Raw genomic sequence first — 13981 nt, forward strand, 5'->3', positions numbered from 1 at the left:
CGCGGCCGGCCGATTGCCATCCCGCGGAACGTGCCTATTTTCAACAGCGGCCCGCCGGAATTTCGCCCCCCTGTCCCGGGCCAAAGGAGCACCCATGAGCGCGTTGACGCCCCGCGAGATCGTGGCGGAACTGGACAAGTTCGTCATCGGCCAGGAACAGGCCAAGCGCATGGTGGCCGTGGCCGTGCGCAACCGCTGGCGCCGGCAGCACCTCGCGCCCGAGCTGCGCGACGAGATCGCGCCCAAGAACATCATCATGATGGGCCCCACGGGCGTGGGCAAGACCGAGATCGCGCGCCGCCTCGCGCGGCTTTCCGGCGCGCCCTTCCTCAAGGTGGAGGCCACCAAGTTCACCGAGGTGGGCTATGTGGGGCGCGACGTGGAATCCATGGTGCGCGACCTCATGGAAATCGGCATCAACCTCATGCGCGAGGAGGAGAACACCCGCGTGCGCGCCGCTGCCGAGGCCGCGGCCGAATCCCGCCTCATGGACCTTCTCCTGCCGCACTCCTTCGGTCAGGAGGAGCGCAGCAAAACGCGCGAGAAACTGCTCCAGCAGTTCCGGCTCGGCTACCTCGACGACCGCGAGGTGGAGATGGAAGTCACCGAGCAGGGCGGCCGGGGCATCGACATCTTCGCCATCCCGGGCATGGACCAGATGGGCGGCCAGGTGAAGGACATGTTCAGCAAGGCCTTCCCGCCCAAGCGCAGCCGCAAGAAGCTCAAGCTGCGCACGGCCTTCAACATCCTCGTCCAGGAGGAATCCGCCAAGCTCGTGGATCAGGAGGCGCTTACAGAAAAGGCCCGCGAACGCGTGGAGCAAGCCGGCATCATCTTCATTGACGAGATCGACAAGATTGCCAGCTCCTCCCAGAACCGCACCTCGGACATCTCGCGCGAGGGCGTGCAGCGCGACCTTCTGCCCATCGTGGAGGGGAGCGTGGTCAACACCAAGCACGGCATGGTGAAGACCGACCACATCCTGTTCATCGCGGCCGGGGCCTTCCACTTCAGCAAGCCCTCGGACATGATCCCCGAGCTTCAGGGGCGTTTCCCGCTCAGGGCCGAGCTCCAGCCGCTGGGCCGCGAGGAATTTTTGCGCATCCTCACCGAGCCGCACAACGCCCTCGTCAAGCAGTACGAGGCGCTGCTCGCCACAGAGCGCGTGCGCCTCACCTTCACGCCCGACGGCCTCGAGGAGATCGCCGCCTTCGCCGAGGAGGCCAACGCCCGCGCGGAAAATATCGGCGCGCGCCGCCTTTACACCATCATGGAAAAGATCCTGGCCGACATTTCCTTCGCCGCGCCGGAAATGGCCGGCACGGAAGTGACCGTCGACCGCGCCTATGTGAGCGAGCATCTGCGCGACGTGCGCGACGACCAGGACCTCAGCCGCTACATCCTCTAATACTACCAATCCCCAAGGAGCCGCATGTTCTTTCTCTGGCCCCTGATCCCCTTTTTCTACCTGCTCTTCCGCCTCGTGCTGCCCGCGCGCATGGGCGCCGGCGCCAAGTTCCTCTGCGCCCTCTTCCTGCTCATCGTCACCCAGGCCTTCGCCATCAACCGCTTCCTTTTGGGAGATCTGGCGGCGCCCGATTTGCCTCCCTGGCTGCTCATGGTGCAGGGCTGGCTCTTCGCCGCGGCCATCCTGCTTTTTGTGCTGGTGCTTGCGCGCGACGTTTTCCTGCTCCTGCGGGGCTGCTGGCGCCTGCTTTTCCGGCGCAAGGGCGCGGCCCAGGCTGCGGGAACCGGCTCCCCGGCCTCGCCCTCCAGGCGCGAGCTCGTGCGCGCGGGCTGCGGCGGATTGCTCCTTGCCCGGCCTGCCGAGCGCATCGCCCTGGCCGCGGCCGTGCTCGGCCCCACGGCCTTTGGCGTCAGCCAGGCGGTGGCCGTGCCGGCCCTGCGCGAGGAGGAGGCCCGGCTGCGGCGCCTCGCGCCCGAGCACGAAGGCCTGCGCGTGGCCCAGGTAAGCGACCTGCACATGAGCTCGCTGCTCACGCGCGACTGGGTGGCCGCGGTGGTCGACCGCGTGAACGCCCAAAAGCCCGACCTCATCGTGCTCACGGGCGACATGGTGGACGGCCCGCCCGAGCGCCGCATGGAAAGCGCGCGCGAACTCAGCCGCCTCAAAGCGCCCCTCGGCGTCTTCGCCTGCGTGGGCAACCACGAATATTACAGCGGCTATCGGGCCTGGGTGCGCGTGTTCGGCGAGCTCGGGCTTCACATGCTGCTCAACGGCCACGCCGTGCTCACGCCCGGCGGGAAGGAGCTCGTGCTCGCCGGCCTCACCGACCCGGTGGCCCGCACCTTCGGGCTGCCCGGCCCGGACATGGAGGCGGCCATGGCCGGCGCCCCGGCGCACGCCCCCTGCATCCTGCTCGAGCACCGGCCGGGTTTCGCGCCGCTGCGCGCGCGGCAGGGCGTTGACTTCCAGCTGTCCGGCCATACCCACGGCGGGCAGGCGCCGGGCCTGCGCGAGATCGTGAGCTCCTTCAACAATGGCTATGTCCGCGGCTGGTTCGACGTGGACGGCATGCCGCTCTACGTGAGCCCCGGGGCCGGGCTGTGGGGCGGCTTCCCCATCCGTATCGCCACCCCGTCGGAGATCGCCGTGTTCACCCTGCGCCGCGCCGAGGCCTGAGCGCGGGCGCCACTTTTCCCGGCCCCCTGCGGCCGCCCATGACACAAACCGCCGTGCGCGCCCCATTGCGGGTGACGGCGCGCGGCCCCGGAGCATCCATGCAACAGCTTGTCCTTGCCCTCCTTGTCGCCTTTTCCATGCTGCTCCCCGCCGTGCCCGTGCTGGCGCGGGACACGTCCGCCCCCGCCAGCGTCGGGACGCAGGCCGTTCCGGCGCCGCAACCCACGCCCGCCCGGCAGGACACCATCCTCACCCGGCTCCCCAACGGGCTTTTGGTCTACATCCTGCGCGACACGCGCTTTCCGCTGGTCTGCACGCGGCTCTATGTGCGCACGGGCTCGGCCAATGAGGAGGCCAAACACGCGGGCATCAGCCACGTGCTCGAGCACATGGTCTTCAAGGGCACGGAGCACCGGCCCAAGGGGCAGGTGGCCAAGGACGTGGAGGCGCTGGGCGGCTACCTCAACGCGGCCACGAGCTTCGACAAGACCTGGTATCTCACCGACATGCCGGCGAAGCACTGGCGGGTGGGCATGGAGGTGGTGAAGGAGATGGCCTTCCAGCCCACCCTCGACCCCGCCGAGCTGGAGGCCGAGAAAAACGTGGTCATCTCCGAGCTCCAGCGGGGCGAGGATTCGCCCCAGCGCAAGCTCTATGAAAACCTCCAGACGGCCGCGCTCAGCCACACGCCCTACGGGCGCCCCATCATCGGCTATGCCGACACCATCCGGGCGCTCACCGTGGCGGACCTTCGCGCCTATATCGCCCGCTGGTACCAGCCGGACAACATGATGCTCCTCGTGGCCGGCGACATCGAGCCCGCGGCCGTGCTCGCCCACGCGCAGGCGCTCTTCGGGGGCCTCGCCAACACTTCCGACCTCGCCGTGCCCCCGCCGCTGGACCTCGCCAAGGCCCCCGGCGCCCCGCAGGTCGAGGTGGGCCGCGGCCCGTGGAACAAGGTTTACCTCGGCCTTGCCTTTCCGGCGCCGGGCCTGCGCGACCTGCGCTCCGTGGACCTCGACGTGCTCTGCTATCTCCTCGGCGGCGACGGCACCTCGGCCTTCTACCGCAAATACAAGTACGAGCTCCAGCTCGTGGACAGCATCAGCGTGGACAACATGAGCCTCGCCCGGGCGGGGCTGCTCAGCATCACAGCCCAGCTTGACGCCGACAAGGTAGAGACTTTCTGGAACGAGCTCACGCGCGACCTTGCCGCACTCTCGGCAAAAGACTTCACGCCCGAGGCCGTGGCGCGCGCCAAGTTCAACCTTGAGGACAGCATGGACCGCGCCGGCGAAACGCTCAACGGCCTCGCTTCCTGGAAGGGGACGGTGCAGTTCGACCTCGGCGGCGAACAGGCCGAGCGCAACCTGCGCTTCACCCAGCGCAATGTGGACGAGGCCCAGCTGCAAAACGCCATCGGCCTCTGGTTCGACCCCTCCCGGGTGCGCGTGCGCGCCCTCGCGCCGGAAAAGGCCCCGGCGGATCTCGCCGCGCGCCTTGAGAAGACCCTGCACGAAAACTGGAAGGCCGTCCCGCAGACGGCCATGGCCGCGGCGGCCGCGACCGGCGCCGGCGCCCGCGAGACCATCGACCTCGGGGGCGGCCGCAAGGTCATCCTCATTCCCGACACGACGGTCCCCTATGTGTCGCTGGATCTGCTCTTCACGGGCGGCAACGCCCTGCTCTCCCCCGACCAGCAGGGCCTCGCAGACCTCACCGCGCGCCTGCTCTCGGACGGCTGCGCGAGCCTCGACGCCCAGGGCGTGGAGCGCTGGCTCGCCGAGCGGGCGGCGTCGGCCGGGGCCTCGGCGGGCTTGCAGAGTTTCGGCGTGGCGCTCACCGGCCCCTCGCGCTTCAATGCCGAGTATTTCGGCTTTCTGCGCGACATGCTCGTGAGCCCGCGCTTCGAGCCTCAGGAGCTCAAACGCGAGGTGGACAACATGCAGTCCGCCATCCGCCAGCGCGCGGACAGGCCCCTCTCCTACATGTTCGCCAAGGTCAATCCCTTCCTCTTCCCGCATGGCCAGGCCTACGGCTATGACAGCCTGGGCACGCAGGAACTGCTCGCCGGCTATGACGACGCCATGGTGCGCGACTTCTGGCAGCGCCAGGCCGCGCAGCCCTGGGTGCTCTCCGTGGCGGGCACTTTCGACCGCGAGGCCGTCCTTGCCTTCGCCAAGGGCCTGCCCGTGCCCACCGGCATCGCCAAAACGGCGCCGCGGCCCGAGTGGGGGGCGGAGAAGGACCTCGCCCTGACCCTCCCGGGGCGCAACCAGGCGCATTTGCTGCAAATCTTCCCCACTGTGCCGCTCACCAGCCCGGACGCGCCGGCCCTGCTGCTTTTGCAATCCGTGCTCTCCGGGCAGAGCGGCCTTCTGTTCACCAAGCTCAGGGACGAGCAGGGCCTCGGCTACACGGTGACGGCCTTCAACCGCAACATGCCCGAAGCCGGCTTCATGGCCTTCTATATCGGCACGACGCCCGACAAGCTGGGAGAGGCCCGCAAGGGCTTCGCCGAGGTCATCAATGGCATCCGCGACGACCTGCTGCCCGCCGATGTGCTCCGCGCGGGCGCGAGCCGCATGCTCGGCGACTACCTGCGCGAGCGCCAGAGCCTCGCCTCCCGCGCGGGCGAAGCCGCCACGGACGCCCTGCTCCACTATCCCGAGGACTTCCAGAAGACCCTGCTCGACAAGGCCGCGGCCCTGAGCCCCGAGGAGGTGCGCGCCGTGGCCCGCAAGTACCTCGTCACCAAGGACGCCTATGACGTGACCCTGCTGCCCTAGGGGGCGCGCAGACCGACACTCCCCGGGCGGCGTTCCGCATGGTTGTGCGGGCGCCGCCCTTTACTTTCGCCCCCGAGTTGCGTATCTGGAAAGAATTAACAGGCGAACTGTGTTGCGTTTCCCCCAGCCAGCAAGGAAGTTCCATGAGCAAGGACGACACCGCCGCGCCCTCCCGCATCCGCTACCGCTATGAAATGGCGCCCGAGGCGCGCCTCCAGACAGCGCACGGCGTGTGGGGCGGCATCAATTCCCAGGGCGAGATCGAGATGAATTTTTACCACGAAAGCGACGCCCTGCCCGCCTGCTCGGAACAGATCCTCGCCCCGGACGGCTCCCTCGGCCATGAGATCGTGCCCGGCAATGACGATGTGCGCGACATCACGCGCCACATCCACACCCGCGTGCTGCTCAACTACCACACGGCCCGCGCCGTGCTGGAATGGCTCGAGGACCGCGTCAACGCACTCGAGGAGGAAGGCGGCGGCGAAATGTATTCCCCGGACTCTGGCCTGGAACAGTAGCCCGCGCCCGCGCCCATGCAGCCGCGCTCCTACCACATCCTCACCTTCGGCTGTCAGATGAACGTCCACGATTCCGGGTGGCTTGGCGCCGCCCTGGAGGCGCGCGGCTTCGTGCCGGCCGCGCTTGAGGACGCCGAGGTGGTGGTCATCAATACTTGCTCGGTGCGCGAAAAGCCGGAGCAGAAGGTCATGAGCGCCCTCGGGCGCGTCCGCCAGGCCACGGGCGGGGATGGGCGCGTGCTCGTGGCCGTGGCCGGCTGCGTGGCGCAACAGCTGGGCGCGGAGCTTTTCGACCGCTCGCCCCAGGTGCGCCTCGTGGCCGGGAGCGACGGCATCACAGATGCTCCCGGTGCCATCGAGCGCCTGCTCACGGAGCCGGAGGCCCGGCTCACGCTCTGCGCCTTCACCGAGACCTTTTCCGAAAAGGAGGCCGCGCCACGGCGCAGCGCCGGCCCCTCGGCGCTCCTCACCATCATGCAGGGCTGCGACAATTTTTGTGCCTATTGCATCGTGCCCTTCACGCGCGGCCGGCAAAAATCCCGCAATGCCGGGGCCATCCTTGAAGAGTGCCGGCAGCGCATCGCCGAGGGCGCCAGGGAGATCACCCTGCTCGGGCAAAACGTCAATGCCTACGGACAGGACAAAACGGGCGACGGCACGAGCTTTTCCCGCCTGCTCGAGCAGGTGGCGACGCTCCCCGGGCTTGCGCGGCTGCGCTATGTGACGCCGCACCCCAAGGACATGGGGCCCGAGGATGTGGCCGCTTTCGGCAGCCTCCCCGCGCTCTGCCCGCGGCTGCACCTGCCCCTCCAGGCCGGCTCGGACGCGGTGCTCGCGCGCATGCGCCGCCGCTATGACAGCGCGGGCTTCCTGCGCCTCGTGGAGGATTTACGCGCCGCCCGGCCCGACATCGCCCTTTCCACCGACCTCATCGTGGGCTTTCCCGGCGAAACCGAGAGCGACTTTCAGGCCACGCTGGACATGATGGAGGCCTGCGGCTTCATGTCCAGCTTTTCCTTCTGCTATTCTGACAGGCCGGGCGCGGCGGCCGCGCGCTTTCCCGACAAGGTGGCGCCTGAAGTACAGCACGAGCGCCTCCTGCGCCTCCAGGCCCTGCAGGACAGGCTCGGCCAGCGCTGGCTCGACGCCCGCGTGGGCCAGGCGACCACCCTGCTCATCGAGGGAAAAAGCCCGCGGCAGGAGGCCACGCCGGCTGACGCGCCCGGCTGCGCCCGCGCTGTCCCCCACGAGGACTGGCAGGGCCGCGACCCCTACGGCGTGCCCGTGCATGTGGCGCTCCCCGAGGGCAGCGACCACACTGGGCGCCTCGTCGCGGTGGACATCGTGGCCGCCAAGCGGCACAGCCTTGTGGGCCGGCCCGTACCGGCCTCGCGCTGACGCCGGTAGCGTCCCCCCTCCCCTATCTTTGGCGGCCGTCCCCGTACCTCTCCCGAGGCCAAGCCGCATGCGGGCGCCTTGTCAGCCCAGCGCCACGGCGAAACGCCCGCGAAGGAAAATCTCAACTCCAGAAAATTTCTAGAGAAATTCTAACCAGCGGTCATCCCACATCCTTTCCCCCCCCGCCGCCCGGATAGCGGCCGCCGCCGCCCTCTAAAGGTTTTGCCCTCCCGGTCCGATAGGCTGGCATAAGGGATGGGAACTGCCATGCTGGATTATCGCCGCTTCAAGGAAATCAACGATCTCTTCGCTTCCGGCCAGACAGAAAAGGCGCGCCACCTGCTCATGGAGATGCAATCCCGCTGCATCGCCCTGCGCGACGAGATGAGCATGCTCAAGATCCGCCTGCAAAGCCTCGAGGACGTTCTCTATCTCGCGCAAAACCTCTTTGAGGAGCACGGCTTTTACTGGCTGCACACGAGCGGCGTGCGCCAGGGCCCCTTCTGCCCGCGCTGCTACGAGAGCGAGGGGGGGCTCATCCGGCTGGAGAAACGCAAACACCGGCTGGAATGCCCCTATTGCCGCGCCACCTATGAACACCACCCCGAGCTCGACGCCGTGGCCTCCTCCGGCATGAAGGCGGGCGCCGCCAAGATCCTCCATTTCGCGCGCTGAGGGCGTGCAGCCCCCCGGGCGCATATGCCGATGCTGTTCCCTGACTCGCGAGCCGATTTCTTTTTCGTATGAGGTCAGCGCGGCAGCGCCGCCGGCGCAATCTCGGAAATGGCAAACAGGCAGGCCTTGCCGCTGATCTCGACCCTGCCGTTTTCCTGCACCTTGCAGTACAGAATGCCCCCGCGCCGTGAGGCCTGCAGGGCGATGATGGCATCTTTGCCCAATTCGCCGGCCCAGTAGGGCGCGAGCTGGCAATGTGCGGAGCCGCACACCGGGTCTTCCGCAACGCCCAGCTTCGGGAAGAAACTGCGCGAGGCGCAGTCCGCCGTCTCGCCCGGCGCCGTGGCATGCTGGCCGCGACCCTCCAGTTGCCGCAACAGGTTCTGGTCAGGCACGAGGCTGCGCACCTGTGCTTCGCTTTCAAACACGCAAACAAGGTCGGCGCCAAGGAGGGCCTTGACGGGCGTGGCCCCGAAGGCCTCGCTCATGGCCTCGGTGACGGGGACTTCCCGCTGCGGGATGCGCGGGAAATCCATGGCATAGAGCTCCTCCTTCCGGCGCACCGGCAAGACGCCCTCGCCGGTGATGAACTCGACCTTCTGCGCCGTCTTGGTGAGAAAATTCAGCACCACAAAGGCCGAAGCCAGGGTGGCGTGCCCGCAGAGGCCCACTTCCGTCACGGGCGTGAACCAGCGCAGGCGATAGGCATCCTTGTCCGGCACCAGAAAGGCCGTTTCGGAGAGATTGTTTTCCATGGCCATGGCGCGCATCCAGGCGTCGTCCGGCCAGGAGGGCAACACGCAGACGGCGGCGGGATTGCCGCTGAAGGGCCTGTCCGTAAACGCATCGACGATATATTGCTGCATGGTGGCAAGGGGGTAGAAGGAAGGAGAGGGACAAACAATTTCGCTGCTGACAGGCGCTTTGTCAATTCCCCGGGCGTCCCCGCGAAAATGCGCGCCTGTCTTGAGGCGCCGCCACGAACACCGCATGCGCGTCGCCCCATACGTCCCCGCGCGACGCGAAGAGGCACCCGCGGGCTTTCCCACAGGAGCAGGTGCGGGCGGCAAGAGGAATCTGCCGGGGAGCCGACGCCGATGGTGTTGAAGATGGCGAGGTCGAAGGCGCGCCTGAACGATTGTACGCTGTTGGGTCAAGGAAGTACCCCTGTATTGGGGGATACAGACCCTGACAACGGGCTTACGAATATCGGCCCCTATGCAGAAAGTCCGCAACACCGAAGGCATTGCGGACTTTCCTGCATTTCTCTGAAAACCTTATTGGCGGAGGGAGAGGGATTTGAACCCCCGTGGGGCGTGAACCCCAAGTGGTTTTCAAGACCACCGCTATCAGCCGCTCTGCCATCCCTCCGCAGGGGGAGCCCATGCGGGCACCCTGAACAAAATGCGCGGCGCGCCGCGCTCAGTGGCAGCGGATGCCGTTGAGCAGGTGCGCCATCTTTTCCTTCTTGGTGCGCAGATAGGCCTCATTTTCCGGGCAGGCCTCGATCTCGATGGGCACGCGCTCCACGATCTCGATGCCATAGCCGGAAAGGCCCACGATCTTCTTGGGATTGTTGGTCAAAAGCCGCACCTTGCGGATGCCGAGGTCCACCAGCATCTGCGCGCCCGTGCCGTAGTCGCGCAGATCGTCGGGGAAGCCGAGCATACGGTTGGCTTCCACGGTGTCGTAGCCCTGATCCTGCAGGGCATAGGCGCGGATCTTGTTGGCGAGGCCGATGCCGCGCCCCTCCTGGCGCATGTAGAGCAAAACGCCCCGGCCCTCGTTCTCAATCTGGCGCAGGGCCGCGCCAAGCTGGCCCCGGCAGTCACAGCGCAGGGAGCCCAGGGCGTCGCCCGTGAGGCACTGGCTGTGCACGCGCACGAGCACCGGCTCCGGCCCGCTGATGTCGCCCTTGACGAGCGCGAGGTGCGTGCCCGGCTCCATCTCGCTCTCATAGGCGTGCACGGTGAAGTCGCCGTACATGCTCGGCAAATGCGCCGTGGCGTCGCGCCTCACCGACACCTGCCCGCGCTCCAGCTTGTGGCGGATGATGTCCTTGACGGCCACGATCTTGAGGCCATGCTCTCTGGCGAACACCTCGAGGTCAGGCATGCGCGCCATGGTGCCGTCGTCGCGCATGATCTCGCAGATGACCGCCGCGGGCTTGAGCCCGGCGAGGCGGGCGAGGTCGACGCTGCCCTCGGTCTGGCCGGTGCGGGCGAGCACGCCGCCGGCCTTGGCGCGCAGCGGGAAGACATGGCCGGGCGATACCAGGTCCTCGGGGCGGGCGCCGTCGGCCACCGCCGTCCTGATGGTGGTTGCGCGGTCAGCCGCGGAAATGCCGGTGGAAATACCCTCGCGCGCCTCCACGGAGACCGTGAAATTGGTGCCGAAGCGCGAGCCGTTGCGCTGGGTCATCATGGGCAGGCCGAGCTTGTCCACCAGCTCCGGAGCCAGCGGCATGCAGATGAGGCCGCGCCCGAATTTTGCCATGAAGTTGATGGCTTCGGGCGTCACATGCTCGGCGGCCATGGTCAGGTCGCCTTCATTTTCCCGGTCCTCGTCGTCCACAAGAATGACCATCCGGCCGGCACGGATGTCGGCGACGGCCTCTTCTACGCTGCTCAGGGGCATGATGTCTCCTTGCTTCTCCGCCGGCGCGCACCCGGCACTATCCCCGCAAAGGTAGGTCCGCTGGGCCGTGCTGTCAACGCGCGCCCGCCTGCGCCGTCTCCCCGTGCGGGGGCTCGCCGTGCGGGGCCTGCCCGGATGGCCGCAAACGCTGTGAAAGCCGCTCCATGTAATAATAATAGACCGGCGTGATGTAGAGCGTCACCACCTGCGAGAAGCAGAGGCCGCCCACCACGGCCATGCCCAGCGGCCGGCGCGCGTCCGCGCCCGCGCCGATGCCGATAGCGATGGGCAGCGCCCCCATGAGCGCGGCCATGGTGGTCATCATGATGGGCCTGAAGCGCACATGGCAGCCCTCGGTGATGGCGGCGAGCGGCGAGATGTCCGGGTCGCGGCGCTGCGCCTCCAGCGCGAAGTCGAGCATCATGATGGCGTTTTTCTTGACGATGCCGAGCAGCATGATGATGCCCACGAAGCCATAGAGGTTGAGCTCCATGCCGAAGATCCAGAGCGTGAACAGCGCGCCGAAGCCCGCGGCCGGCAGGCCTGAGAGAATGGTGAGCGGATGGATGAAGCTCTCGTAGAGGATGCCGAGCACGAGATAGATAACCACGATGGCGAGGAAGAGCAGCCAGCCCATGCCTTCGAGGGAGCTCTGGAAGGCCTGGGCCGTGCCCTGGAACTCGGCGGTGACGGAGTCGGGCAGAAGCGGCGCCACGGCGGCGTTGACGGCGGCCACGCCCTCGCTCAGGGCCACGCCGGGCCGAAGGTTGAACGAAACGGTCACGGCCGGGAACTGGCCATTATGGTTGACGGCGATGGGGCCCACCCCCGGCTCCATGCTGGCGAGGGTGCTGAGCGGCACCAGGGTGCCGTCGGCCGCGCGCACATAGAGGCGCGAAAGCGCGGACGTATCCTGCTGGAAGCGCTTTTCCAGCTCCACGAACACCTTGTAATCGTTGGTGGGCGCGTAGATGGTGGAGATCTCGCGCGAGCCGTAGGCCGATTGCAGGGCGAGCTCGATCTGCTGCGGCGAGACGCCGAGGGCCGCGGCGCGGTTGCGGTCGATGCGCACGCGCAGTTCCGGATTCTTGAGCTGGAGGTCGCTGTTCACGTCCTGCAGCTCGGGGAGCGCCCTGAGGGCGTCCTCCACCTTTTCCGCGCTGTCGTAGAGCGCCTCCATATCCGGCCCGAACATGGTGTACTGATAGAGCGCCTTGGACGAGCGGCCGCCGATATTGATGGCCGGGGGCACGCGCACGAAGACCCTGAGCGCCGGCGAGACATTGAGCTCGCGCCTGAGGCGCTGGGCCACGTCCTCGATGGGCTCGCGCTCGCTCGGGGGCTTGAGGGCCATGAGCAGGTTGCCGTTGTTGATGCTCTGGCTCGAGCCCACGATGCCCACCACCGAATTGAACATGGCCACTGCCGGGTCTTTTTCGAGGATTTGGTCCAGCTGGTGCTGGGCCTCCACCATGCCCTCGTAGGAGATACCCTGCTCCCCCTCGGTGCTCGCCACGAGAAAGCTCATGTCTTCGGACGGCAAAAAGCCCTTGGGCACAAGGATGGCGAGCCACGCGGTCAGCCCCAGCAGCACGAAAGACGCCAGCAGCGTGGCGAAACGGTGCCCGAGCACAAAGTCCAGCGAACGCGCGTAGCCGTGCGCCAGCGCGTCGAACATGCGTTCGAGCTTGCCGTAAAGGCCTTCGTAACCCGCCTTGTGGCCGCTGCCCGCCTTGAGGAAGTAGGCGCAGAGCATGGGCGTGAGCGTGAGCGACACAACGCCGGAGCACAGGATGGCCGCGATGATGACCACGGCGAATTCGCGGAAGAGCCGGCCCACGATACCACCCATGAAGAGCACGGGGATGAACACCGCGGCCAGCGAAACCGTCATGGAAACGATGGTGAAGCCGATCTCGGCCGAGCCGTCGTACGCCGCCTGAAGGGGGCTCTTGCCCATCTCCTGGTGGCGCACGATGTTCTCGAGCATGACGATGGCGTCGTCCACCACGAAGCCCACGGCCAGCGTCAGGGCCATGAGCGAGAGGTTGTCGAGGCTGTAGCCCATGACCGCCATGACCGCGAAGGTGGAGATGACCGACATGGGGAGCGCCAGCGAGGGGATAATGGTGGCGGGCAGGTTGCGGAGAAAGAGAAAGATGACGAGCACCACGAGGAAGACCGTGAGCACGAGCGTGAACTTCACGTCCGCCACGGATTCACGGATGGATTCCGCGCGGTCGTTGAAGATGACCAGGTTGACGGAGGGCGGCAGCTGTCGCTCGAGGCTCGGCAGGATCTTCCTGATGGAGTCCACCACCTGCACGGTGTTGGCCCCGGGCTGGCGCTCGATGCCGAGCATGATGCCCACGTCGTCGGCGCCGCCCCAGGCGAGCTGCTTGTCCTGCTGCACGCTGTCCACCACGGTGCCGATCTCGCGCAGGCGCACGGGCGCGCCGTTGCGGTAGGCGACGACCGTCTCCTCAAAGGCCTTGGCATCGAAAAGCTGGCCCGAGGACTTGATGGCCACGCTGCGCTGCGCGCCCTCGAGGCTGCCCGTGGGGAGCATTGAGTTGGCCGCGGCCACGGCGTCCGCCACCTCGTCGATGCCGAGGCCGCGCGTGGCGAGGGCGTCCGGGTCGAGCTGCACGCGCACCGCATATTTCTTCTGGCCGAACACGAGCACCTGCGCCACGCCCTCCACCATGGAAAGGCGCTGGCCGATGAGCGTGTCCGCATATTCGTTGAGCTGGTAGAGCGGGAGCGTCTTGGAGGTGAGGCGCAGGTACAGGATGGGGAAGTCCGCCGGGTTCACCTTGCGGAAGCTCGGCGGCGTGGTCATGCTGGTGGGCAGGCGGCGCTGCGCAAGGCCGATGGCGGACTGCACGTCGAGCGCGGCGGCGTCGATGTCGCGGTCAAGGGCGAATTGGATGGTGATGCGCGTGCGCCCTGTAGCGTTGATGGACGAAATGGAATCGATGCCCGCGATGGTGAAGAATTCCTTTTCCAGCGGCGTGGCCACGGAGGCGGCCATGGTCTCCGGGTCCGCGCCGGGCAGGTCGGCGAGCACGGAAATGGTGGGGAAGTCAACATTGGGGAGCTGGTTCACCGGCAGCGAGCGGTAGCCCGTGATGCCGAAGAACAGCATGCCGAGCATGATGAGCACCGTCGCCACCGGGCGGCGGATGAAGACGGCCGCGATATTCGCGCTGTGGGGGTTCTGCTCCATCCTGTACTCTGGACTTTGGTCCGGGCTCTCGCAGTCCCGCTTTGCAAGGGAAACATAACCCTAGCACGGGAACGCGCCCGCCCGCAAG

General features: G+C 67.3%; 9 protein-coding genes and 1 tRNA gene. 6 read left to right on the top strand and 4 right to left on the bottom strand.

Annotated elements, in window-relative coordinates:
- Positions 1–94: 94 nt before the first annotated feature.
- The 6 genes from hslU to HDR50_RS00880 all read left to right on the top strand — a co-directional run bounded on the left by hslU (position 95) and on the right by HDR50_RS00880 (position 8027).
- Positions 95–1408, top strand: coding sequence for an ATP-dependent protease ATPase subunit HslU (gene hslU, locus HDR50_RS00855; protein WP_291355133.1), 1314 nt, complete (start codon positions 95–97; stop codon positions 1406–1408).
- Positions 1409–1432: 24 nt separating this feature from the next.
- Positions 1433–2644 (top strand): metallophosphoesterase, encoded by a 1212-nt coding sequence (locus HDR50_RS00860; protein WP_291355135.1) that lies wholly within the window; start codon positions 1433–1435, stop codon positions 2642–2644.
- A 98-nt stretch (positions 2645–2742) separates the two neighbouring features.
- On the top strand, positions 2743–5433 hold the full coding sequence (locus tag HDR50_RS00865; RefSeq protein ID WP_291355136.1) for a pitrilysin family protein: 2691 nt from the start codon (positions 2743–2745) through the stop codon (positions 5431–5433).
- Positions 5434–5576: 143 nt separating this feature from the next.
- Complete coding sequence (locus tag HDR50_RS00870; protein ID WP_291355137.1) at positions 5577–5954, top strand: hypothetical protein; 378 nt, start codon at positions 5577–5579, stop codon at positions 5952–5954.
- A 15-nt stretch (positions 5955–5969) separates the two neighbouring features.
- Entirely contained in the window at positions 5970–7352 is a 1383-nt protein-coding gene (miaB, locus tag HDR50_RS00875; RefSeq protein ID WP_291355138.1) for a tRNA (N6-isopentenyl adenosine(37)-C2)-methylthiotransferase MiaB, read from the top strand.
- A gap of 267 nt (positions 7353–7619) precedes the next feature.
- Positions 7620–8027, top strand: a complete 408-nt coding sequence (locus HDR50_RS00880) for a hypothetical protein (protein WP_291355139.1) — start codon at positions 7620–7622, stop codon at positions 8025–8027.
- A 74-nt stretch (positions 8028–8101) separates the two neighbouring features.
- On the opposite strand, the gene HDR50_RS00885 is transcribed toward HDR50_RS00880, so the two are convergent.
- The 4 genes from HDR50_RS00885 to HDR50_RS00900 form a co-directional block, all read right to left on the bottom strand.
- Positions 8102–8893, bottom strand: coding sequence for a PhzF family phenazine biosynthesis protein (locus HDR50_RS00885; RefSeq protein WP_291355140.1), 792 nt, complete (start codon positions 8891–8893; stop codon positions 8102–8104).
- A gap of 415 nt (positions 8894–9308) precedes the next feature.
- Positions 9309–9398, bottom strand: a tRNA-Ser gene (locus HDR50_RS00890).
- Positions 9399–9449: 51 nt separating this feature from the next.
- Entirely contained in the window at positions 9450–10664 is a 1215-nt protein-coding gene (locus HDR50_RS00895) for a bifunctional 3,4-dihydroxy-2-butanone-4-phosphate synthase/GTP cyclohydrolase II (protein WP_291355141.1), read from the bottom strand.
- 73 nt (positions 10665–10737) lie between these two features.
- Positions 10738–13893 carry an efflux RND transporter permease subunit gene (locus HDR50_RS00900; protein ID WP_291355142.1) on the bottom strand — a complete coding sequence of 1052 codons (3156 nt, stop codon included), beginning with the start codon at positions 13891–13893 and terminating at the stop codon, positions 10738–10740.
- Positions 13894–13981: the final 88 nt, after the last annotated feature.

The sequence above is a fragment of the Desulfovibrio sp. genome, from assembly GCF_014803725.1.
GTDB lineage: Bacteria > Desulfobacterota > Desulfovibrionia > Desulfovibrionales > Desulfovibrionaceae > Desulfovibrio.

What these genes read in the sequence shown, in the direction of transcription:
- HDR50_RS00900 (WP_291355142.1), bottom strand. Translation starts at nt 13,893, where the DNA reads ATGGAGCAGAACCCCCACAGCGCGAATATCGCGGCCGTCTTCATCCGC.
- miaB (WP_291355138.1), top strand. Translation starts at nt 5,970, where the DNA reads ATGCAGCCGCGCTCCTACCACATCCTCACCTTCGGCTGTCAGATGAAC.
- hslU (WP_291355133.1), top strand. Translation starts at nt 95, where the DNA reads ATGAGCGCGTTGACGCCCCGCGAGATCGTGGCGGAACTGGACAAGTTC.
- HDR50_RS00870 (WP_291355137.1), top strand. Translation starts at nt 5,577, where the DNA reads ATGAGCAAGGACGACACCGCCGCGCCCTCCCGCATCCGCTACCGCTAT.
- HDR50_RS00865 (WP_291355136.1), top strand. Translation starts at nt 2,743, where the DNA reads ATGCAACAGCTTGTCCTTGCCCTCCTTGTCGCCTTTTCCATGCTGCTC.
- HDR50_RS00885 (WP_291355140.1), bottom strand. Translation starts at nt 8,893, where the DNA reads ATGCAGCAATATATCGTCGATGCGTTTACGGACAGGCCCTTCAGCGGC.
- HDR50_RS00880 (WP_291355139.1), top strand. Translation starts at nt 7,620, where the DNA reads ATGCTGGATTATCGCCGCTTCAAGGAAATCAACGATCTCTTCGCTTCC.
- HDR50_RS00860 (WP_291355135.1), top strand. Translation starts at nt 1,433, where the DNA reads ATGTTCTTTCTCTGGCCCCTGATCCCCTTTTTCTACCTGCTCTTCCGC.
- HDR50_RS00895 (WP_291355141.1), bottom strand. Translation starts at nt 10,664, where the DNA reads ATGCCCCTGAGCAGCGTAGAAGAGGCCGTCGCCGACATCCGTGCCGGC.